13 protein-coding genes and 1 pseudogene are annotated in these 21,121 nt (G+C 35.2%); 11 read left to right on the top strand and 3 right to left on the bottom strand.

What is annotated here, in order from left to right; genetic code table 11:
• Positions 1 to 11 precede the first annotated feature (11 nt).
• The 4 genes and pseudogenes from dinB (at position 12) to ACFX5F_RS13070 (ending at position 5,732) form a co-directional block, all read left to right on the top strand.
• The gene (dinB, locus tag ACFX5F_RS13085; RefSeq protein WP_379852450.1) at positions 12 to 1,193 is read left to right on the top strand and encodes a DNA polymerase IV; all 1,182 of its coding nucleotides are present in this window, start codon (positions 12 to 14) and stop codon (positions 1,191 to 1,193) included.
• A 3-nt stretch (positions 1,194 to 1,196) separates the two neighbouring features.
• Positions 1,197 to 4,274 (top strand): DNA polymerase III subunit alpha, encoded by a 3,078-nt coding sequence (locus ACFX5F_RS13080; RefSeq protein ID WP_379852449.1) that lies wholly within the window; start codon positions 1,197 to 1,199, stop codon positions 4,272 to 4,274.
• A 79-nt stretch (positions 4,275 to 4,353) separates the two neighbouring features.
• Positions 4,354 to 5,123, top strand: a pseudogene (locus ACFX5F_RS13075) (exonuclease domain-containing protein); the annotation flags it as partial.
• 6 nt (positions 5,124 to 5,129) lie between these two features.
• Positions 5,130 to 5,732: a hypothetical protein gene (locus ACFX5F_RS13070; RefSeq protein ID WP_379852447.1), complete on the top strand. Its 603-nt coding sequence runs from the start codon at positions 5,130 to 5,132 to the stop codon at positions 5,730 to 5,732.
• Between the two features lie 193 nt (positions 5,733 to 5,925).
• Here the strand turns inward: ACFX5F_RS13070 and ACFX5F_RS13065 are convergent, their stop codons facing one another.
• On the bottom strand, positions 5,926 to 7,566 hold the full coding sequence (locus ACFX5F_RS13065; RefSeq protein ID WP_379852446.1) for a hypothetical protein: 1,641 nt from the start codon (positions 7,564 to 7,566) through the stop codon (positions 5,926 to 5,928).
• A gap of 516 nt (positions 7,567 to 8,082) precedes the next feature.
• Here ACFX5F_RS13065 and ACFX5F_RS13060 point away from each other — a divergent pair.
• The 7 genes from ACFX5F_RS13060 to ACFX5F_RS13030 all read left to right on the top strand — a co-directional run bounded on the left by ACFX5F_RS13060 (position 8,083) and on the right by ACFX5F_RS13030 (position 18,776).
• A complete protein-coding gene (locus ACFX5F_RS13060; protein WP_379852445.1) occupies positions 8,083 to 9,114 on the top strand; it encodes a DUF932 domain-containing protein in 1,032 nt (343 codons plus the stop codon).
• Positions 9,115 to 10,267: 1,153 nt separating this feature from the next.
• On the top strand, positions 10,268 to 10,648 hold the full coding sequence (locus tag ACFX5F_RS13055; RefSeq protein WP_379852444.1) for a Crp/Fnr family transcriptional regulator: 381 nt from the start codon (positions 10,268 to 10,270) through the stop codon (positions 10,646 to 10,648).
• A gap of 260 nt (positions 10,649 to 10,908) precedes the next feature.
• Complete coding sequence (locus tag ACFX5F_RS13050; protein ID WP_379852443.1) at positions 10,909 to 12,234, top strand: hypothetical protein; 1,326 nt, start codon at positions 10,909 to 10,911, stop codon at positions 12,232 to 12,234.
• Positions 12,204 to 12,899, top strand: a complete 696-nt coding sequence (locus ACFX5F_RS13045; protein WP_379852442.1) for a condensin complex protein MksE — start codon at positions 12,204 to 12,206, stop codon at positions 12,897 to 12,899. The genes ACFX5F_RS13050 and ACFX5F_RS13045 overlap by 31 nt, the downstream gene beginning before the upstream one ends.
• Complete coding sequence (locus ACFX5F_RS13040; protein WP_379852441.1) at positions 12,896 to 16,039, top strand: hypothetical protein; 3,144 nt, start codon at positions 12,896 to 12,898, stop codon at positions 16,037 to 16,039. Before ACFX5F_RS13045 ends, ACFX5F_RS13040 begins: the two co-directional genes overlap by 4 nt.
• On the top strand, positions 16,036 to 16,983 hold the full coding sequence (locus tag ACFX5F_RS13035) for a hypothetical protein (RefSeq protein ID WP_379852440.1): 948 nt from the start codon (positions 16,036 to 16,038) through the stop codon (positions 16,981 to 16,983). Before ACFX5F_RS13040 ends, ACFX5F_RS13035 begins: the two co-directional genes overlap by 4 nt.
• A gap of 461 nt (positions 16,984 to 17,444) precedes the next feature.
• Positions 17,445 to 18,776, top strand: coding sequence for a hypothetical protein (locus ACFX5F_RS13030; RefSeq protein ID WP_379852439.1), 1,332 nt, complete (start codon positions 17,445 to 17,447; stop codon positions 18,774 to 18,776).
• A gap of 295 nt (positions 18,777 to 19,071) precedes the next feature.
• Here ACFX5F_RS13030 and ACFX5F_RS13025 read toward each other — a convergent pair whose 3' ends face one another.
• Together ACFX5F_RS13025 and ACFX5F_RS13020 are read right to left on the bottom strand one after the other, a co-directional pair.
• Positions 19,072 to 20,541: a patatin-like phospholipase family protein gene (locus ACFX5F_RS13025; protein ID WP_379852438.1), complete on the bottom strand. Its 1,470-nt coding sequence runs from the start codon at positions 20,539 to 20,541 to the stop codon at positions 19,072 to 19,074.
• Position 20,542: 1 nt separating this feature from the next.
• On the bottom strand, positions 20,543 to 20,914 hold the full coding sequence (locus ACFX5F_RS13020) for a hypothetical protein (RefSeq protein ID WP_379852437.1): 372 nt from the start codon (positions 20,912 to 20,914) through the stop codon (positions 20,543 to 20,545).
• Positions 20,915 to 21,121 lie beyond the last annotated feature (207 nt).

Raw genomic sequence — 21,121 nt, 5'->3', positions numbered from 1 at the left:
AAGAAAAGAAGATGGAAAGAGCAATTGTACACATGGATTTGGATACTTTTTTTGTGTCCTGCGAAAGATTGGGGAATTCAAAACTAGAAGGAATTCCTTTGATTATTGGTGGTGGGGATCGTGGCGTTGTCGCTTCTTGTTCCTATGAAGCCCGCACCTTCGGAGTGCGTTCCGCCATGCCTATTAAAATGGCACTTAGGCTCTGCCCTCAGGCCAAAGTAATGAAAGGCGATATGGAATTGTACTCCAAATTATCGCATGACGTAACCGAAGTTATTCAAGAAAAAGCACCAATTGTAGAAAAAGCCAGCATCGATGAATTTTACCTCGATATTACGGGTATGGATAAATTTTACGGGGGGTACAAATGGACCAACGAACTGGCACATTCCGTTACCAAAGAAACAGGATTACCTATAAGCTTTGCGCTATCGATAAACAAAACGGTTTCCAAAATTGGTACCGGCGAAGCTAAACCCAAAGGAAACTTAGAAATACCCGAGAATAGGGTACGCTCTTTCTTAAATCCGCTTTCGATCCAAAAAATACCCATGGTGGGCGATGTGACTTTTCAACTATTATCCCGAATTGGAATCCGTACAATCCAAACGCTTTCAGAAATGCCTGCCGAAGTATTACAACGGATGATCGGTAAAAACGGTATCGACATTTGGAAGAAAGCCAATGGCATCGATAACAATCCGGTGGAACCCTATACGGAACGAAAATCCATTTCAACAGAACATACTTTTAGTCAGGATACCATTGATATTCCAAAACTGAAATCAATACTGGTTGGAATGGTGGAGAAACTCGCTTTTCAATTACGCTCAGAGGAATGGCTGACTTCCACTGTGGTGATTAAAATTAGATATTCCAATTTTGACACCGAAACCAAACAATGCAAAATTGCCTATACCTCAGCCGATCATGTATTGACAAAAACGGTTACCGACTTATTTGATAAAGTATACCAACGTCGCATGCGACTCCGATTAATCGGAATTCGTTTCAGTGGGTTGGTTCGTGGAACCTATCAGATCAATTTATTTGAGGACACCGAAGAAATGCTGTCTTTGTATCAAGCCATGGATAAAATGAAAAGCCGGTATGGATTTGATGCGGTGATGCGGTGTGCCGGAGCCACCTTCAAACCCAACAACAAGTCGGAAATTTTAAAACGTAAATCATAATCCATGTACCTCAACTGTCATTCTTTTCATTCCCTGCGCTACGGCACCATTCCATTGTTGGATCTCATCCAGCAGGCTTTTGTTTCTGGGGTAAAAGCTATGGCATTAACGGATATCAATACGGTTACCGGTATCTATGATTTTACAAAAGCATGTAACGAGCTTGGGATAAAACCACTCGTCGGAATAGAATTTCGCTGCAACCATCAATTGCGCTATATCGGTTTGGCTAAAAATGCCGATGGGCTCGCCGAAATGAACCGCTTTCTTACCCAACATAATTTTGAGGGTACTTCGTTGCCATTGGTGGCACCTTCATTTAATAACGTCTGCATTATTTATCCTTTTGAAAATAAGCCAGCGGAATTAAAAGACCATGAATTTATAGGCATTGCTCCTGATCAACTTCCCAAATTGTTTCTTCCGGAATGGAAGGCTTTACTTGACAAAATGGTGGTTTTGCAATCCGTCACTTTCCGTACCAAAAGAGAATTCAACCTGCATAAAATCCTGAGAGCTATTGATACCAATGTGATTTTATCCAAACTCACTGAAGCCGATTATTGTAAAACATCTGAAGTAATGATTCCTTTGGAGGAACTGCTTTCGAAATTTGAGGAGTATCCACAGATTATTGAAAACACGCACAAACTGATGGATCAATGTCATTTTGAATTCGACTTTAAAACTCCCAAAAACAAAAAGTATTATTCCGGTAGTCCCGAAAGCGACATGGAACTTTTGACGAAGTTAGCTCACAAAGGATTAATCAAAAAGTACGGTGCCGATAATCCGCAAGCGTTAGCAAGAGTGGAAAAAGAATTAAAGGTGATTGACCAATTGGAATTCAGCGGCTATTTCCTGATCACATGGGATATCATTCAATACAGCATGAGTCAGGGCTTTTTGCACATCGGTCGTGGCAGCGGTGCCAACAGTATTGTAAGTTATTGTCTGGGTATCACCGACATCTGCCCTATTGAACTCGATTTGTATTTTGAACGCTTCCTGAATGTGAACCGCAAAAGCCCCCCCGATTTTGACATTGACTGGTCCTGGAAAGAACGAGACACCATTCTCCGATACATTTTTGATAAATACGGTGCCGATCATGTCGCTTTTTGTGGTACCAATGTGGAATTTAAATACCGCTCCATATTCAGGGAAGTGGGTAAGGTTTTTGGGTTACCCAAAGAGGAATTGGATGCTTTGGCTAAAAACCCGATGCAATTGCATGATAGCAATAAAATCGTGAAGCTAGTTCAGGAATACGGTATGCTACTCGAAAAATACCCCAATCAAAGAAGTATGCATTCCTGTGGTATCTTGATTTCGGAAGAACCCATTACCAATTACACGCCTTTGGAAATGCCACCGAAAGGGTTTCCAATCGTCTTGTTCGACATGCACATTGCAGAAGATATTGGTTTTGAAAAATTTGATATTCTCAGCCAGCGTGGGATTGGTCATATCGACGACAGTGTAAAACTAATCGAGAAAAATCGAGGGATCAAAGTCGATATCCGGGATACTGCTATATCAAAAAACGAGGCTAAGGCCAATCATTTTCTAAGTCATGGAAAAACAATTGGGTGCTTTTACATAGAAAGCCCGGCCATGCGTGGATTATTGCGCCGTCTCAAATGTGATAACTATAAAATCCTTGTAGCCGCTTCCTCTATTATTCGCCCGGGTGTCGCCCAATCGGGTATGATGAAGGAATACATTTTCCGACACAGCCATCCGGATCGTTTCGAATATTTTCATGATGTTTTTAAGGAACAACTCGGAGAAACTTATGGGGTGATGGTCTATCAGGAAGACGTAATCAAGATTGCTTTGCATTATGCAGGACTTCCTGCAGCCGATGGCGATATTCTGCGTCGGGCCATGAGTGGAAAAGGACGCTCCAAAGCAGCACTTCAAAAAGTAAAAGACAATTATTTTGCCTGCTGTGCCCAAAAAGGACATCCCCTTAAGTTGAGTGAAGAAATATACCGACAAATTGAATCTTTTGCTGGCTATTCCTTCTGTAAGGCGCACTCCGCTTCTTACGCCGTGGAAAGTTACCAAAGTTTATATTTAAAAGTCTACTACCCTATTGAATTTATGGTAGCGGTCATCAACAACCAGGGTGGATTTTACCGTACGGAAGTGTATATTCACGAGGCACGAATGTCTGGAGCAACCATCCATAATCCTTGTGTAAACAAAAGCGACTATGAAACTAACCTATACGGAATCGATGTTTATTTGGGTTTCATGCATCTGGAAGGTTTGGAAAGTAGGTCATTACATTTTATAGTTAAGGATCGGCAGGAAAATGGCGGATTCAAATCATTGGATGATTTCATCAACCGTGTTCCGATATGTATCGAAGGCATCCAGATTTTGATTTTTATCGGAGCATTCCGCTTTACGGGAAAAACAAAAAACCAATTACTGGTGATTGCCAGACTCATTCTCGTAAACTTTAAACCCGAAAATAGAAATCTAATGCTGCTTCAGGAACCTATCAAAGAATATGAACTTCCAGTACTCGAACGCTCTCCTTTTGAAGATTCTTTTGATGAAATCGAACTGCTGAGTTTTCCGGTTTCCTGTACTCCTTTTGATTTATTGCAGACTAAATATCGCGGGCATGTAATGGCAAAAGATTTATTAAAGTACCATAAAAAAACGGTTAAAATGCTGGCCTATCTTATTTCCAGAAAACACGTGCCCACCAAAATGGGTGCCATGTATTTTGGAACTTGGGTCGACATCGAAGGCGAATATTTCGATACCGCACATTTTACTAAAAGTTTGGAGAAATATCCGTTCCAAGGCGGTGGCTGTTACCTCCTTCTGGGAACTGTTGAAGTGGATTATCATTTCCCAACCATTACAGTTACAAAAATGGCCAAAATGCCATTCCTCCCAGATCCACGATATTCCAACACTTCTGATAGGCAATATAAAGTACATCAACAGATTAACGAAGATGTAAGCATGACCCATCGGGCACCGTATCCACAGGAGCATGAAATTAACCTGCCAAGGCATAAAATGGTGGTGGGCGAAAAAAAAGAGTCTGTCTGAATATTTTAGGAAGTGAGAAAGGAGCGGTTTTAACAACTTCATACACAAGAATAATAATATAATTCACGTTATATACCAAATGAAAAATCAGGAATACGCAATAGTAGATATAGAAACCACAGGCGGCAATGCCAGTGGCAGTCGCATTACAGAAATTGCCATTATTATCCATAACGGAACTAGCATAATCGACCGTTGGGAAACGCTAGTCAACCCAGAAAAGGAAATACCGCTTGCCATTTTTTCGCTAACCGGGATTAACAATGAAATGGTTCGGGATGCACCTATTTTTGATGCCATTTCTGAAAAGGTTTTAGAAATGCTGACCGGACGCATTTTCGTTGCTCATAATGTCAACTTTGATTATTCGTTTGTTCGCCACCAACTCGAAGCTAGCGGATTCAAATGGACTGCGCCAAAATTGTGCACCGTTCGTGCCGCAAGAAAGATTAAGTCGGGATTGGGTTCGTACAGCTTGGGAAGACTTTGCCACTCGCTAGACATTCCTTTAACAAACCAACACCGTGCCGGCGGTGATGCGGATGCGACAGCCATATTGTTTTCCCGTTTACTGGAATGGGACACTGAAGGAGTACTAGAAAAAATGATAAAAAAGACGGCACAAGACCAGCGCTTACCTCCTAACCTACCGCCAGCTGACTTTGAGCAATTACCTGAAAAAGCAGGGGTATATTCTTTTTACGATCAGACAAGAAAAGTCATTTACGTAGGAAAGGCTATTAACTTAAAAAACGGGTGGCCTCCCATTTTAGCGGCCATAATATCACTCCACAAAGGCAAAATTTCCTCCGGGACATATACAGTATTTCCTTTGAAATTTGTGCTACAGAATTAATGGCGCTGTTGCTGGAATGTACCGAAATTAAGAAACTGTGGCCCACCTACAACAGGGCATTAAAACGCTTTGACCCTAAATATGGACTGTATGAGTATGAAGCCCGCAGTGGTTACCGATATCTGGCTATTGGAAAGTTAGCCAAATTTCAGGGGTGTATTGAGTCTTTCAATAGTTTGTATAAAGGCATTAATGTATTGCGAAGCCTAGCCGAACAATTTGGCATTGATAATCGATTCTGCAATTACGGCATGGACGACCATGGAGAATTTATACCAAAACCGGAACGGAACGATTTACCTGAAGTTGAACAGCACAACGAGCAAGTCAAAAACGCCATTGCTTTTTTAATAAAAAACAGACCAACCTTTGCTATTATAGACAAAGGAAGGACATCTGAAGAACGCAGTTGCATTTGGATTGAAAACGGTCACTTTTATGGCATGGGATATATCGCTTCGGATATTGGTTTTACGGATCCCGCTGAGATAAAAGATCATGTCACTCCCTACAAAAGCAACCAATATACTGTGGATTTAATCCTTGCTTATGCAGAGAAATATCCCGGTAAAGTGCGTTTTAAACTAAATGAGAATGAATGATATCACGCTTTAATAGACCCTAAACATTTTACTTCCTTACCTATTCTAAAAATATTAAGAGACCTATTCTACTGGCATTAATGCTTAATGACTAGAAGTAAAATTTGCATTGTTAAAATTTAAAACTAAATACGAAAGTAGGGAATATAAGCCTGTTTCAAATTTTTAGTTTACGAGCAATTGCATTTGTATATTAATTTACAATCATGTCCTGATCGTAAATCGTTTTATCATAATCAGTTTTTATAAAAATGTGATATTTGCCAATTGGCAATTCAAAAGCAACTTCACTATTTTTAGGGATTGTTAGAAAACTTTGAATGGGAATAGCCAAGTTATTCATAAAAGCATATTCTTTAAAATCAATTATTTCAACTAAAACTTCTTTGTTTTTATAGCCAGAAAATTTGCTGTCCTTTACAATTACTTTTTTGAATTCAGCATTGGGATAAATAATTTTCAAACTTGGTTTAAGGTTATTAACCAAAAAATAATCAGCAGATGATTTTACTTTCGTCGTGTCTGCCAGATATTTGCGAGGAATTAAAGTTAAATCTTGTTTAGTATCTGCACAAATGACTGTTTGGTTTATTGTTATCGGGTTAATTCCTGATAATTCTTTAAAATACTCCGCCATCCATTTATCCTTATCGTCTTTCTTTTCTATATGAGAATGCCCTACATATACAAAAATTTTGGCATTAGGGCCTTTCTCTAGAATCTTTATAATGTTTTTGGCCTGACCCAATTCTCTATCAATACCTTTCTCAAAATTTTCATGTCCTGTAACGATAAAACCTAAAGCTATTGCCTTTCTGATGAAATGAGCAAAATAAGGCTCATCAGTGTAAATTCCATTCTTATAATTTGGGGTGGTCTCCTTTTCTGAACTTTGACTATTAAATCCTTCTAATGACAGATAATGATATCCATTCGCTTTCAACGTTTCTAATAGTTCCATTGCAAACAATCTATGCTTTGGATAATAATGATCTTCATTCAGCATAATAACTTGGTTTTCTTTTGCGATTTCTGCAATCTTCCCAAAAACCTCATCGTCTTTGTAAACATCCTCTTTACTAGATAAAGCGGTAATCACGGAAGTAAAATTTTGTTTACGTTCTTTTTCGTAATCTACAATTAAGGAATCATACAGTTTATTATTAGACATGGATGCATTAACCGCTGCTAAGAACTGGAATTTGTCATCATTTCCCATTTCTGATTTTAGAGGTGCAGTTTCCAACTTTTTGCTTGCAAAAAGCGGGTTGGGATGTATGTTAGGAAAATTCTTAATAAATATTGATACATAGGACATTTTCTTGGTATTCAATGAGTCAATATCAATTTTATTCAATAAATCATTAACGAATAATGAAAAGTTCTTGTCCTTTCTTGAATTGGTTTTCACCAATCCTAAAACTTTTCTTTTCCCTTTTTGCTTTTCGAAAAGGAAAGTATTATTTACCGTATCAGATACTAGAATTTTAGCATTTTTAAAATTAGCGCTCAGTGGTTGGGCATTCTGGTAAAAAAAATACATCTCAATTCCATTTTCTTTTGCATCAGCAACTAAAAAAAGATCTTTTGATGCTATATTATTATTCTTTAATACTTGTTTAAATTCTTTTTCATTACTGACAGCAACTTCTCTAAATTGAACATTTTTATCAAAGTCAATTCCCACTTTCAAAGAATCATTGTAAAAATAATTTCTATTAAAATAATTGTACTCAGACAATTTACTTTTATTCGAGCCACAAGAAATAAATAGCAACAACACTAATAAATTAAATAATCTAAACATTATTCTAAAGGTTTTTCTAGGGGTCATAACTGCGTTTTATTTAAATAAAGTAAAGGAAATTAAAATTAGATAATTTCTTACGAAAATAGCAAGAACAATCTAAATTCCAATACATGATTTAGGATTTACATACACTGCAATTTTTAAATACGATTGAATCATAATCTAAACCCAGTTTAACACCTTAAAAAATAGTCTACTCTCAGAGCTTATTGTTTATACCATTTCTAATCGCGTACTGATTGTTTTATTCCTAAAGCAATTACAGAAATCGTATTTTTTATCTAAAAAATAAGAGATTTTAAATCTAGTTTTTATTCGAAACGGACTAAAGGGCAGCTAAGATAGTGTCTTATGGATGCTCCAAGCGCATAATGGCTACGCTGCACTAGCCACCCTTCGGGACTTATAGCTCTTCACATCCATAAGCCACTTATATCTTGCTTTCTTTTTTTCCGTTTTTTCTTTTAAAAACATTTTTTTGAGTAAGACGGGCACAGAGGAAGTAATTTAAATAATAGTAATAATCTAAATCACAACATCATGGCACACAATCTCAATTTCAACGCTCAGACAGAGAAACACAGCTTTTTCAGCGTGAAAGAAAAAGCATGGCACAATTTAGGGCAGGTTATACAGGACTATCCCACAAGCGCGGAGGCAATACTCCACGCAGGCTTAGACTATGAAGTCGAAAAAAGAAAATTGTTCACTCCCAGTCTACAGGGTAGCACCATCGAAGTTCCGAATTATTTCAGTACTGTACGCACTGACAATGATGCCGTTTTGGGTGTCGTGGGTAAAGACTACCAAATTGTTCAAAACAGGGATGCCTTTTCATTTTTTGATGCTATTGTAGGCGGTGATGGCATCTTATACGAAACCGCAGGGGCTTTGGGCAAAGGGGAACGAATTTTTATTACCGCTAAACTCCCCAACTATATCCGCGTGGGTAAAGATGACCTTATCGAAAAATACCTTTTCCTAACGACTTCTCACGACGGAAGCGGTAGCATAACTGCTGCCTTTACTCCTATTCGAATTGTATGCGCCAATACTCTTAATGCCGCACTGCGCGACCAAAGCAATACGGTGCGCATTCGCCATACCTCCAACGCCAAACAACGTTTGGAACAGGCACACAAGGTCATGGGTATTTCCGATATTCTATCGGTACAAATGCAGGCTATTTTCAATTATTGGACAAAAATTCGTATCTCAGACAGCGAAGTAAAAAAACTCATTCAGTCTGCCCTTGCACCTAGCAAAGAGGTGCTCAAAAACCTCCAAGAAGGCAATGAGGATGAACTATCTTCTTGCTTTAGCAATATGGTGGATAGTGCTTTTTCATACGCCATGTCAGACCCTACCCAACTAATGGACACTACCAAAGGCACCGTTTTTGGAGCATACAATGCCATAACGGGCTACTTTCAGAATGTCCGCACGTACAAGGATGATGAAGCAAAAGTGTCTTCTCTTTTAATGGGTGGTACGGGACAATTGCGAGCACAGTCGGCTTTTAACCTGTGTACCAATTTTGCAAACAAAGGAGTGGATGCGCTACTAAATTAAACTAAAAAGGACAGGTAGTCCAACCTGCCTGTCCTTTACAAAATCGCCTATCCTTATACTTTTAAAAAAGTGATGAGGGAAAATAAATTATAATCTTCAACGTAAAATATGAATTGGAATTCGGAGACACCTTCAAACACTATACCCTCATAGACCAATTTTTTGTACTGTTTGGCAAGCAAAAACAAGGCTACTGACAAGACGCAAACAGCAAGGTTTGAATATGTATTCCGCCCCGCAATTGTTATTACTTTCGTAATAACAATTGCGGGGCGTTCAGAACTGCATGATTGCTTATATTTTTTACTGTGTACACTGACAACTTACAATTCAGATCTTGTTGACGGAATGATATCCTTTTTAGAAGACTGTTTTTACTCTATTAATAGTAGTAAGACTGCTTAATATACCCCCCGTCCTGTGCACTTTATTATGTTTCCCCAGACATCAAAATGGCTTTTTCAATCACAGCGACTGTCGCGTCTGTAATGACTATGATAAGCCCTTGAAAACCGCTTCTGCACAAGCCGTGTTACAAGATATTTACTAAAAATCCAGGGAGTCAGGATTACTCTTATCTAATTACCAGTACACTTGATGGTAAAGTTTATTTTTTTCAATTTTTCTGTCGCAAAATCATAAAGTTTGGTTATTAAATATTTTCCCTAATCTCTTCCAAATCTATATTCCCCAACGTTATAAAATCATATACAAAAACATATAATTTCTCATTTGGCTTATATAAATCCTCAATACATCGATCTGCCGTTTCAAATGAAAGGAATTAGTACCATTTCTATGTTATTGTTGCCAGACTGAGGCAACAAAATTGCAATTTTCATGTAAGTATTTCACGACGAGACATCGGTTTTAGACAAAAAAACATTCCTAATAAAGACTATTTTTTTGTCTTTTTTTTAATAAAAACATTGAAATCAATATTTTATTTCCATAATAATCATTTAGATATTGTAATTTTTACCTACGAAATAGATATGGGTACTTAAGAAAGAATACAAGCTCTTTTTACTCCTTTATCTATAAATGTATTACAATCCAGCACACGTTAATAATGGCTTTTAGAACTATAAATATTACTGGCTTTGACAGTAAATAGGAATTAAATGCCGCCGTTAATTTAAAATTAAAGAATATGTTTGAAGCTATAAATAAAAATGTTTCTAAAGCAACTCAATTTACACAAAGTGAATTGGAATATTTTGACTCCCTATTACAGTTAAAAATAGTCCCAAAAAAAACTTTATTATTGCAAGAAGGGGAAATTTGCAGTTTTGAAGCTTATATTAATAAAGGCTGTACTAGAACGTTCTATATCAATGAAAACGGTTTTGAAGTAATTCTCCAATTTTCAACAGAAGATTGGTGGCTAAGTGATATTGCAAGCTTTCATGAAAAAAAACCAAGTAAACTATATATTGAAACGTTAGAAGATTGCGAACTAATTTTTCTCTCGCTAGAAAACAAAGAAGCCCTTTTGGTAAAAATCCCATCACTTAAAAAATACATTAGCTAAAATTGGTACTCTGAGTTATTTTTTGGAGTAGAAAACTACAGCATTGATATGGAAAATTTATTAAATATTGTTGAATTAATTTCGGCTTTATAAAGATAAATAGGGACCGATTCACAAACTTAATTGAACTTTCTATAGGGAGAGCCTTTTATTTAGATTGTTAAAAATCAATTATTATTTAGTACTTTTATATAAAACAATAATTGTTGAATAGTAAAATCTCTCAAATATCGGAAATATATACACAACTTATTCCTCCTATGGAAGAAGGACTCCTTGTGTTTCGGCTTCACGAAAAAATTAAGAATGGGGAGATTGATGTAAACTTTTCCACACAGGATATTCAACGAGTAATAGAAGAAACAAATCAATTTAACCTAACTAGTAGTATCCCAAATCGCGAGCGTCTTCTGAAAAACTTACTCACCTATTTTATAGAAAGACCAGCAGAACAAAAAAATCTTTATACACTAACAGAGTATGCGAGGAAATTTATATTGTTATTGGAGCATAAGATCAATAATCCTTTTCGTAAGTTTCCTCTGCGTGAAAGCTTTAAGAGATATGCAAATTTTTCTGCTCAAGATGTTCGGCAAATTAATCAATTTGAAAGTTGGTTTAACCAAGGATTTCAGGCTACTACAAGGGAAAACATATTTGATCATTTGGAGGAGTTAAAATCCGATGTTCAATCTTCCATCCAACGCCTCAATAAACTGTTATATTCAGGAAAGGAAACAGCATTGGGCTTAGTCTCTGAGTTTTCGGTAATTTTTAGCGATCTTGGTGAGAAGGCTGACGAAATAAGGGATACTCTTAGATTAGGCAACACGCTTCAGCTTGAATTTGATCTGGTTGTTTCTTTTTTTTACACACAGTCCATAGAATTCAAGCGTCCATCCACACCAGAAGAAACTTCGCAATTAAACGAATTGCTTTATTCTTATACAAGGTCTTCAGAAATAAAACAAGAAATCAATTCCTTTTTTGAATTAGTTGATACTAAACTTGGACAATTGCGAGAGCGTATACAGTACGCCAGTACTAAGTTAAATGAATTACAAGAACTTTTTCGATACCAGAGTCATTTCAAATTAAACCTTAAAAGACTTCTAGAGTATGCTCTCACAGCAGTTGATCAAGATAAGTGTGAATTTGTATTGCCTTCTTTATTATTGCTAAAAGGGTTTCCCGAAGAGCGTTTTAAACTTACAGCGATGCCTGATTTAGAAAGAGATTTTACCCAACGTAATATGGTAATCGATAATCCACAAGATATTGAATATCATCGTCAAGAACTAGTCAAAATAGAGGTGGATTTAAATAATCAGCAACGTACATCCGTATTAGTTGATCATTACAAAGAGAGACTTAAAAATGGAGAAACAATAGATTTTACAACAGAATTTTATCATTTATTAGATAATGAGTCAGACGAGGAAGTAGCCATACAGGTAGCTTATGAGCTTATTCAATATACTGATCAAAACCCAGGTTTTGGTGTAGATATCCTGCCAAAAATCCTAAAACGTTATCAAGCAAAACCTATTATCACATGGACGATCAACTTAAAGAACCAGAAATAACTATCGATTTTAGTTTTTTGAAACTGAGGGATGTACAGGCACATTTTGCCGATTTAAATATTGCTTTACTTGGAGGTAAACATATCCAAACTGGAGAAGGTTATAATTTTACTTTATTAAACAACTATCCAGACCAATTCAAGTTTTTTTACCGTAGCCTTTATGGACTAGAGTTGAAACAATCAAGAGTTGAAAATATAGACTATTATTATTTAGACTTTCCTGATGAGGGCAAGGGAAAATTACATTCGTCCGATCGCTTTCGGGAAATGACCCCATGGGAAGTAATAATTGCACTAATGTTGCTAAATATGTATTATGATCGCTTTTTCGAACAAACAAAAATTATAAATTGGGTAGTAATTCAAAAAGAAATAACTGAAAGCGAAATAGCAAATTTGTATAAAAAGGCTTTTTTCAACAATGCTGTTCGCGATCACTATAGCGATCCGGAATGGAAAGCCCTTTTTGATACTTTTAAAAGAGTCTTGAGAAATTTCGATCGTTGGGGCTGGATCAAGCTTCAGCCTGCGGAAGAAAGCGATGGGGATTTAGTTTTTGTCATCCGAGAAAGTATTGACCGTTTTGGAAAACTTTATCAATACGAGATTAGCCAATTTGACAATTTCATTGAGCAAATAAACCAAAAACGATTAAAGTCATGAGGTATCCACTAATTCATGCTCTATCAACCGTTGGAATCTTAAAGCACTATAATCAGGATTACTTGATTCATGATGAGCGTACAGATTTTACTGGCGCGAATGGTGTTGGAAAATCCATTATTGCAGATCTTTTTCAATTAATATTTATTAATGATAGGCAATTATTTCAATTTGGCACAGAAGGTTATCGAAAAGAAGCTAGGCAGATTCACAAACTACCATATAAATGCCGTGATGCATATGCATTTTTAACAATTGAGATTTCTGAACATAAATACATTTGCATAGGTGTTTGTATCCCCAATACAACCAACAGGCCACTAAAGCCATTTGTAATTACTACTAACTTAGATAATCAGCAACGATTAGGTGATAGGTCTTTCACTTTGGATAAGGTACCAGTCGCCAAGCATTTTATAAATGATAATAACCAAGTCAGTGTCGTTGAGGAACTGGGCCGTCATTTCCGGGATAACCATGGTCTTTACTTTGAATTTTATAGCAGTCGGGATCAAAAAGACGAACACTATGCCCGCTTATATGATCAGCAACTTTTGCCTATTAATCTTAGTATTCCAAGCAGTTTAAAAGCTTTTGCTAAAATAATCCAATCTTTTTCAAGAGCTAGAACCGGTGGCGATAAATCAGAAGACCTGAAGGATTTTCTTTTTGATGGCTTAGAAAAGGAATTCGAGCAGCTTTTCGATAATCATAAAAATGAGATAGATAAACTATTAAAAGACTATGATGATCTTCAAAAGTTTATTATTGATTTAGAGAATAAACAATTGCAACTGGGCGAGCTAGACGATTTTGCAAATAAACAACTTACAGCCCAAAAAAAACATCTCTTAAGTAATTGCGGATATTCTTTTTCCAATAGTAATAAAACACAGGCTTCGCTTCAATCAAGTTTAGAAGAATATGATACAAATTTACATAAACTGGAGCTTCTTCAAACTCGACTGCCTCGTTTACTTTTAATTGCAGATGGTTATGAAGCTAGGCTTTCGAGATGTAGTTCCAAATTAGAAACCATCACTGATTGTCAAGAGTTAATGAAAAAGGTTCGAACAACTGATAATCGGATTAAAGATTTAACAATTGAAAATTTACCTTCTATAGCAGAAGAATTTAATGGCAGTATTTTTATTGACGACTACCAAGATAGCGAGGTTCTAAGACGTTGTCAAACATTTATACCTGTTTACCTACAATACAAATCCATTGCAGCTATAGAAAAGCAAATTGATCTTCAAAAGGAGTTAATCCAAAACAGAAAGATAAAACTAAATGGAGAAATTGATTATCTAAATTTAATCAGCAGATTATTTAGCTATTCAAGTGAACAATCTCTTATTGCTCAGATAATTAAGTCAGATAAAACAATGTCAATTGCCCAGGAAGCAGTTTTATTTCACTTTATAAATACTCACTGGCAAAAACCAGAAGACATAGGCTATCCTTACTATGCACAAGGTTTTCAATTTTTTAATGAGGACCACATAATCAAAGATGATAATCTTCAGGGGTATTGGCTTAGTGTGAATGATCTAAACATTTTTATTCCTAACCTTCAGAATGAACCGGTTTTGGGAAATCCTGATTTACGCAGTAAAGCGATTTCTGAACTTTTGGCAAATAACGAAACATTAATAAGTACAGCCAGAACAGAACTAGTACAGTTACAGCTTTTTGAAAAAGGTCAAGATTGGAAGTATGTCGAGATTTTAGTAGATTTGGATCAACTTCTATATGATTATGGAATTGCTGCAGATTTCGCTATTACTGCCCAGCTTGTCATGCAAATCGATGATAAAATTGATGCCCTTAAAAAGGAATCTGAAGATTTACGGTACCAGATAAATGAGCAACTGTTAGAGGAGGGTATTGATCCTACCACAGATATCCAAACTGTACTTAATTTAGAAAATTCTAACTTTTTATGTTGGAAGAAAAGATCAGAAAAATTCCAACAATTGTATAACAATGACAGTGCTACTGAAACTGCAATGAGAGAAATCAGTATGCCAGTATTGAAACAGCAAGTAGATGAGAGAAAAATTCGTGCCAGTCGTGCAATGGAAATATATTTGGAAGATCGTACAGCATTAGAAGCGCTTTACCCCGAACTTCTAACAGAATCTTTACCGGAAATCCACGAAGAAAAACTTCGCGAATTAAAAAAAGAATCTGAGGATGCAATTCGAAACTATCAAAGTCAGTATCTCGCTTCTTGCAAACTTTTTCGTGAAACTGCCGATGGCAATAACATCGAGATTGCAACAGAAATATCAGAAGGCCGTTATAGCTTTCCTCTTTTGGAGAGAGCTTTACTTGGCAGTAGAGTTAGATTTCAGGATCAAATCTCAGAAGAGCTTCGGACAGCTAACAGGTCGAGGCATAAGTTGATAGATTCGATTCACGAGACCATGCTAAAAATATTTATACGAACAAAAACAAAATATGAAGAATACCGTACACAGGTTCGTGATTTAAATTTATTTTTTAAAGGAAAGACTATCAGTAATAAATACTTTTTCCAAGTTGAATTTATCCCAAGTGGGGATATCCCAATAGAATGGATAAATCAACTACAAAGCCAATCTCAACATTTATATAAACCTGGGGAACTTCCCATCGGTGAATCTGTAGACGTGTTTGTAGAAGACTTCTTTAAAACAGCAGTAGGTTACAAAAAGAAGATTGCATTTAGAGACCTTCTTGATCCCAAAACATACTTTACACTTGATGCAGGACTTACCGATGAGAATGGAAAAGAAGTCTCAGGAAGTACTGGAGAAACCTATACTGCAAAAGTACTCTTAGGTATTGGGAGGTTATCAAAAGTTCAGTCCCAAAATCGTGATGGAATTCGTTTCATCATATTAGAAGAAACTGCAAATCTGGACAAAACCAATTTTAATAATTTTCCTGCTATCGCAAAGGAATTTGGCTATCAAATTATTACAATGACTCCAAAACCATTTGGAGCTGATGCAACAGCTGGCTGGTATCTGCACCACTTGTTGCCAGGAAGAAACGATCCAGATATTAACTATCCAATGCCAGCCAGTTATTTTAAAACAAATACTGATAAAGAAGATCTACTAACATATCTCAACAAAAAGGCTCAATGAATTGGATAGCACTGAAAGCACTTCATGAAATTTACGAATCTGGTGCAACTAAAAAAAGGGAAAGCCTGATGAGGGACAATCATTTCTTATTTCTTTTACAGCAAACAAGGGAATTAAAAGAAGGTGTAAAGAACATTGTTAAAGGAGATGGTTTTGACAACTATTACCAACGTTCTCATTTAAATAAATATTTAGAATATAATAATTTTCTAGATAAAAATGGCTTACTTAAGCCGCAATTACGAATTCAGGAAGATGATATAAATATCCTTTTGGGACTTGAAAAAGGAATGATGAGTGGAAATTTAATCCCAATAAGAAATGAGATAATCCAGGCTGAAGAAACAGTTAGAGGTGTGTCGCAAATGTTTTTTAAAAATGAAAAGTATTTAGAAAAATCAGACAGCTTAATAAGTGCTGTAAAAGGTATTTTGGGAATTGCTGAACTTGCTAATGACAAGGATCAACAATACAAATATGTATTACAAAGTAACCTGCCAAATAAAATTGTGCTCTGTGAGAATCTAGACTTTTTAAAACGTCCTTCTAAACCTAGAAAACGCAATATCGAACTTTGGTACGCAGGTGGTAAGAATATAGATAAGCTTAATTATATAGGTGAAATTAATTTGCCCATCTATTATTCCTGTGACTGGGATTATGATGGATTAATGATCTATCAGTTAGTAAAAAAAAAAATATCTAATATCCGTCTGCTGTATCCAAATGGCCCTAGAAAAAGCATTGTTAAAACTGAACATGATAGTCATTGGAAATTTAAAAATGAATCTCATCTATTATCTAATCTAGATCCTTCTTTCTATTCCGAGCTGGAAAAAACACTGATCATAGAATTAATCACTTCTAACGATTGGATAATGGAAGAAACAAATGATTTGATTGAAATGATTAACCATGCTAACAAATTGGATTTAGATTCATAATAACGGATAATCTTCACAGTTAAAGATTTAGTATGTTTTGTGATAGAAATATTTATTAAAGTTCCAAAACTTTCAAAACTTAGTTTAACTAATAATTATTCCAATAAATATATCCACAAATAACAAAAATAACTTTTAAACAGATATAAAATATATTTAATCAAATTAAAGCTGATACCTCATTTACCACAAAAAAAAAAGACATTCTCTTTTACTTTGATTAAATAAAAGTAAAATTATCAGATTACATTTTGTCGCAAAATCATATATAAAACTAAATACCTTGTTGCTTAAATCCCAAACAGAACATCCATATCAAACTACAGAAGACATATAAAGTCATCTCCTTGTAAGTAAGACCATTATTACTTTTTCTGAATGCCTCTTTGTTTCATTCCACATATAAAAATACCTTAAATTTACTGAAGGCAATTTCAAACTAAATTATTAAAATGATTATTATGGAGAATTTTCAAGATCTGGATATCATACAAGCAACAACTTGGATTAAATCGCATGTACATGAGGATCACTGGCCAAAAAGAATTCAGGAATTAGAAGATAAAGTAACCCAACTAACCCATGCTGTGAGGGGTGGCGATTTTACTAAAGATATGAAAAGACTTAATCTACAGGAGGATCCCATAGGATGGTATTTGTATTTAATGCAATGCCTGACTTGTGATATTGATAAATACGAATTTTATCAAGGTGCCCGCGTAGCACCGATTTTTAAGACTTTGGGAGCCCATCTTGATCTTGTTAAAAAGATCGGGGGAATTTCAGCAAAGGTTTTAAAAATGATCAAGAGTGAAAAAAAACAGACTGATTCAATTCTCTTTGAGATTCTAACTGCGTTGCTTTGGGTGCGTCAGGGCTATGAAGTCTCTTTTATTACCGAAGGCAAGGAGAGAAGCCCTGATTTAATGGCAATTAAAGGAGGAGAAAAATGGTTTATTGAATGCAAACGATTGTCACAACGCTCAGAGTATAGCATCAAAGAACAAAATAATTGGCTGGCTATGCTTGGACATATTTCCAAATATCTAACTGATCACAATTTATTTTTAAAGGTTGTTTTTCATCAGGAATTGCACAGCCTTAAAGATACGTTTCTTAGGGATTTACTCATTGAGCAAACATTAAAAAATGGTGAAATATTGGAGATATCAAATGATATCCTTACAATTAGTACTTCGAAAATAAATATAGGAAATATAAACATTATTTTAGAAAAGGAACCAGTCAAGTACGGTTCACCTCATTTAAGAGAGCTCATCGGCGGTGATAGGGAAAGTACAGGTTTTAGCACTGGCATTTTAGCTAATTACGGAACTTATGGCAAGCCTGCAGGATTTAACAAATACCTACTAAAAATTTCCAATATTTTTGCAGTTGATTGGAATTGTGATGCACCGCAAGCAATAGAAACGAAAGCAAGAGATATTATGACCCATTTAAAAAAAGCAAATAGTCAATTTAGCAACTCAGGTAATGCAGTTATTCATGTTGGTCTCGAGACGTACGATGGACCGGCAGTGGAAAGAAAACGTTTTGAAAAGATCACACAAAATGCAGCTGTTTTTGACAAAGAAGATAAGAATCTGAAGTTTGTTTATTGCCATTTTTTGCAAACTTACAGCTTTACAGATGACATATTTGTCTGTGATGAGTCAGTTGCATACTTTCGTGAAAGAAATTACTTTGAAATACCTCTGAATAACAATTTCCTTCTGGGTTTAGACACTGTTGTTAAAAAGAATTCACTTCACTGGGAAATCCCACATCCCTGATTTGTTAGTGAAGTTGGTAGTGAACTACTAAATAGTTATATCATCGCCACATCCTAAATGGCAGTATATTTCAATGTAATATCAACTTTGCAATTAAACGTATGTCCTATGTTAAGAAAAAGAGTTTCCAATTTTCTCAAGTAAATTAATTCATTATACTATTATCTTTTCAATGGATCAACTAAGAAAAGAGATATCAAAGTGGTTTAGTAATTAATATGACCTGCTAGTATTCATTTTTTTATTATCGATCACATTCACTACAACCTTTAGATCTGAATTTATTATTCTCAATCTAAAGTTTATATCTTAAATCAAGAGCCTGTTTTTCAAGACCAGGAATCAATTCTCTTTCGATCTGAATGTCTTTTAAGTTTTTTTCTATGAAATGTAATGCACCGATTCTACCTTTTAAGATAAGGTATTCCTTTTTTTTATTATTTAAATTAAAATCCGTAGTTTTAATTGGAGTAGTATCGATTACTACAATTTTATCAGGATTTTTATCCACTATATCCATTTCTTCCCCGTCAACTGTTAAATTTAAAATCTCATTGATTACTAACCAATTCTTTTTTGTATCGGATTTTAAATAAATACCTATAACGGGATTTTTTTTATTGTCTTCCATGAAAATCTGTAATGGAAAATTATTCCTTAACCCTCCATCATAAACTTTTACCCCGTCTTCTTTTTTCGCAGTGAAGTAATATGGTATTGACATTGAACATCTAGCCGCATATGCTGCGTAGGCCGTCTTTCTATCGCCCTTTGAATCAAATTTAATAGTTCCGTCTTTAATACGGCTTGCATATACAGTTGTGTGATTTACAAAATCTTGTAATTTAATCTCATTTTGTTTAATAATTTTCTTATTGAGGCATCTCTTTATCCAATTTTCTATTTCGTTACCAGGGTAAAAGCCTCCTCTTGTAATTAAATTTACTAGACCTTGGAGTATTCCAGTATCTCTAAAATCATTAAAATCTTTTTTATTTAATTCATCAAGTAGTTCCTGGGGTTTATATCCTGCACCCAATAAAACAGCCGCAATTGCACCGGCAGAAGTTCCTGCAAAGGCATTAAAAGAATAATACTTTTCAAGTTCCAACAATGCACCTGCAAATGCTAAACCTTTGACTCCTCCCCCCTTTAAAACAATCGAATATGGATATTGATTACTTACAACTAAGAGTAAATTATCCATTGCATTTTTATAAGCTATTGTTAAACTTGGTTCGATAATTTTCCTACAACTATCACAGATTTTTCCTGAATCCAATGATAACCTGATTTCTTTTTTATCTCTTTTAAAATGAAAAATGCAATCTTTAGAAGTTTCATTTTCATGTGAATGGATCTTCGGTGCTAAAAAGTTTAAAGCATAACGAGTCAAATAATAGCGACAGAACCTTACTGTATCATTAACGAATTGTTCAGACGAATCAACCGTAAACATTGCGATTGACCTTTCTTTGTTAATCGTACCAAAAAGATTTTTCACCCTAACACTGGATAAAGCCTTATCAAGGACAATAATTAAGAATGGTCTATTACCTTTTGCTAAAATCTTGTACTCATCAACCCACTCGAAAACTTCCTCAGCTGTAAAAGCAGTTCTGGTTTTATAAAGTGTGCTTTGGAATTCTTCCTTTGGAATTTCAAATCTAAATTCAGTCTGAACTTTATTTAAAGATTTACATGCTGCTTTCACGCTTTCAATAAGCTTGGGGTTTGAAACTAGTACTTCAATGGGATATGACATTTTATCTAACTATTAAATACGGATCCTCATCAAACAGGGTTTCCTTACTATTTGCACTTTCAATTTTAACACCGTATTTATAATCTCCCTTTTTATCTGCAGAATCCTCAGCAAGCCTAATGATTTCATTTGTTTGGTAAGGAAAGAAAAACGGTAAACCAATTTGTACAAAATTCCTTTTCCATTGAAAAGGACTTTCATTTTCAAAATACAACGTAAATATCAAGCTTTCTTTTTCAAAATCTAAATGGCGATATGCATTTTGCACATTCCATTGGATAATCGAAAATTGTTTAACTTCGATTTTTTCAGGAATTATCAATTTTCTTTCGTGTTCTGAAAAATCCACATTAATTGTAACAATTTCTGCCATGTTAATTCGTAATTAGTGTTATTATAGATTTAAATTTGGTTTCGAGTTATTTTAATTCTAATTGTAACAAAGTGTAAGGTGTTCCTCTAAAATTAGTATATAAAAGACTTTACTTATTCCAGTAAATAAAGTAATTTTTATCGAATAATTCATACAGGAAATACATTATTTTGATAAATATAATAACGTTGGTTAAGAAGTTGAGCT

This window comes from Flavobacterium zhoui, from assembly GCF_042787235.1.
GTDB lineage: Bacteria > Bacteroidota > Bacteroidia > Flavobacteriales > Flavobacteriaceae > Flavobacterium > Flavobacterium zhoui.
This window is presented reverse-complemented; position numbering and strand designations above follow the sequence as displayed.

Bases quoted from the DNA above. Each gene is read 5' to 3' on its own strand.
- dinB (WP_379852450.1), top strand. From the start codon at position 12: ATGGAAAGAGCAATTGTACACATGGATTTGGATACTTTTTTTGTGTCC.
- ACFX5F_RS13080 (WP_379852449.1), top strand. From the start codon at position 1,197: ATGTACCTCAACTGTCATTCTTTTCATTCCCTGCGCTACGGCACCATT.
- ACFX5F_RS13070 (WP_379852447.1), top strand. From the start codon at position 5,130: ATGGCGCTGTTGCTGGAATGTACCGAAATTAAGAAACTGTGGCCCACC.
- ACFX5F_RS13065 (WP_379852446.1), bottom strand. From the start codon at position 7,566: ATGACCCCTAGAAAAACCTTTAGAATAATGTTTAGATTATTTAATTTA.
- ACFX5F_RS13060 (WP_379852445.1), top strand. From the start codon at position 8,083: ATGGCACACAATCTCAATTTCAACGCTCAGACAGAGAAACACAGCTTT.
- ACFX5F_RS13055 (WP_379852444.1), top strand. From the start codon at position 10,268: ATGTTTGAAGCTATAAATAAAAATGTTTCTAAAGCAACTCAATTTACA.
- ACFX5F_RS13050 (WP_379852443.1), top strand. From the start codon at position 10,909: ATGGAAGAAGGACTCCTTGTGTTTCGGCTTCACGAAAAAATTAAGAAT.
- ACFX5F_RS13045 (WP_379852442.1), top strand. From the start codon at position 12,204: ATGGACGATCAACTTAAAGAACCAGAAATAACTATCGATTTTAGTTTT.
- ACFX5F_RS13040 (WP_379852441.1), top strand. From the start codon at position 12,896: ATGAGGTATCCACTAATTCATGCTCTATCAACCGTTGGAATCTTAAAG.
- ACFX5F_RS13035 (WP_379852440.1), top strand. From the start codon at position 16,036: ATGAATTGGATAGCACTGAAAGCACTTCATGAAATTTACGAATCTGGT.
- ACFX5F_RS13030 (WP_379852439.1), top strand. From the start codon at position 17,445: ATGGAGAATTTTCAAGATCTGGATATCATACAAGCAACAACTTGGATT.
- ACFX5F_RS13025 (WP_379852438.1), bottom strand. From the start codon at position 20,541: ATGTCATATCCCATTGAAGTACTAGTTTCAAACCCCAAGCTTATTGAA.
- ACFX5F_RS13020 (WP_379852437.1), bottom strand. From the start codon at position 20,914: ATGGCAGAAATTGTTACAATTAATGTGGATTTTTCAGAACACGAAAGA.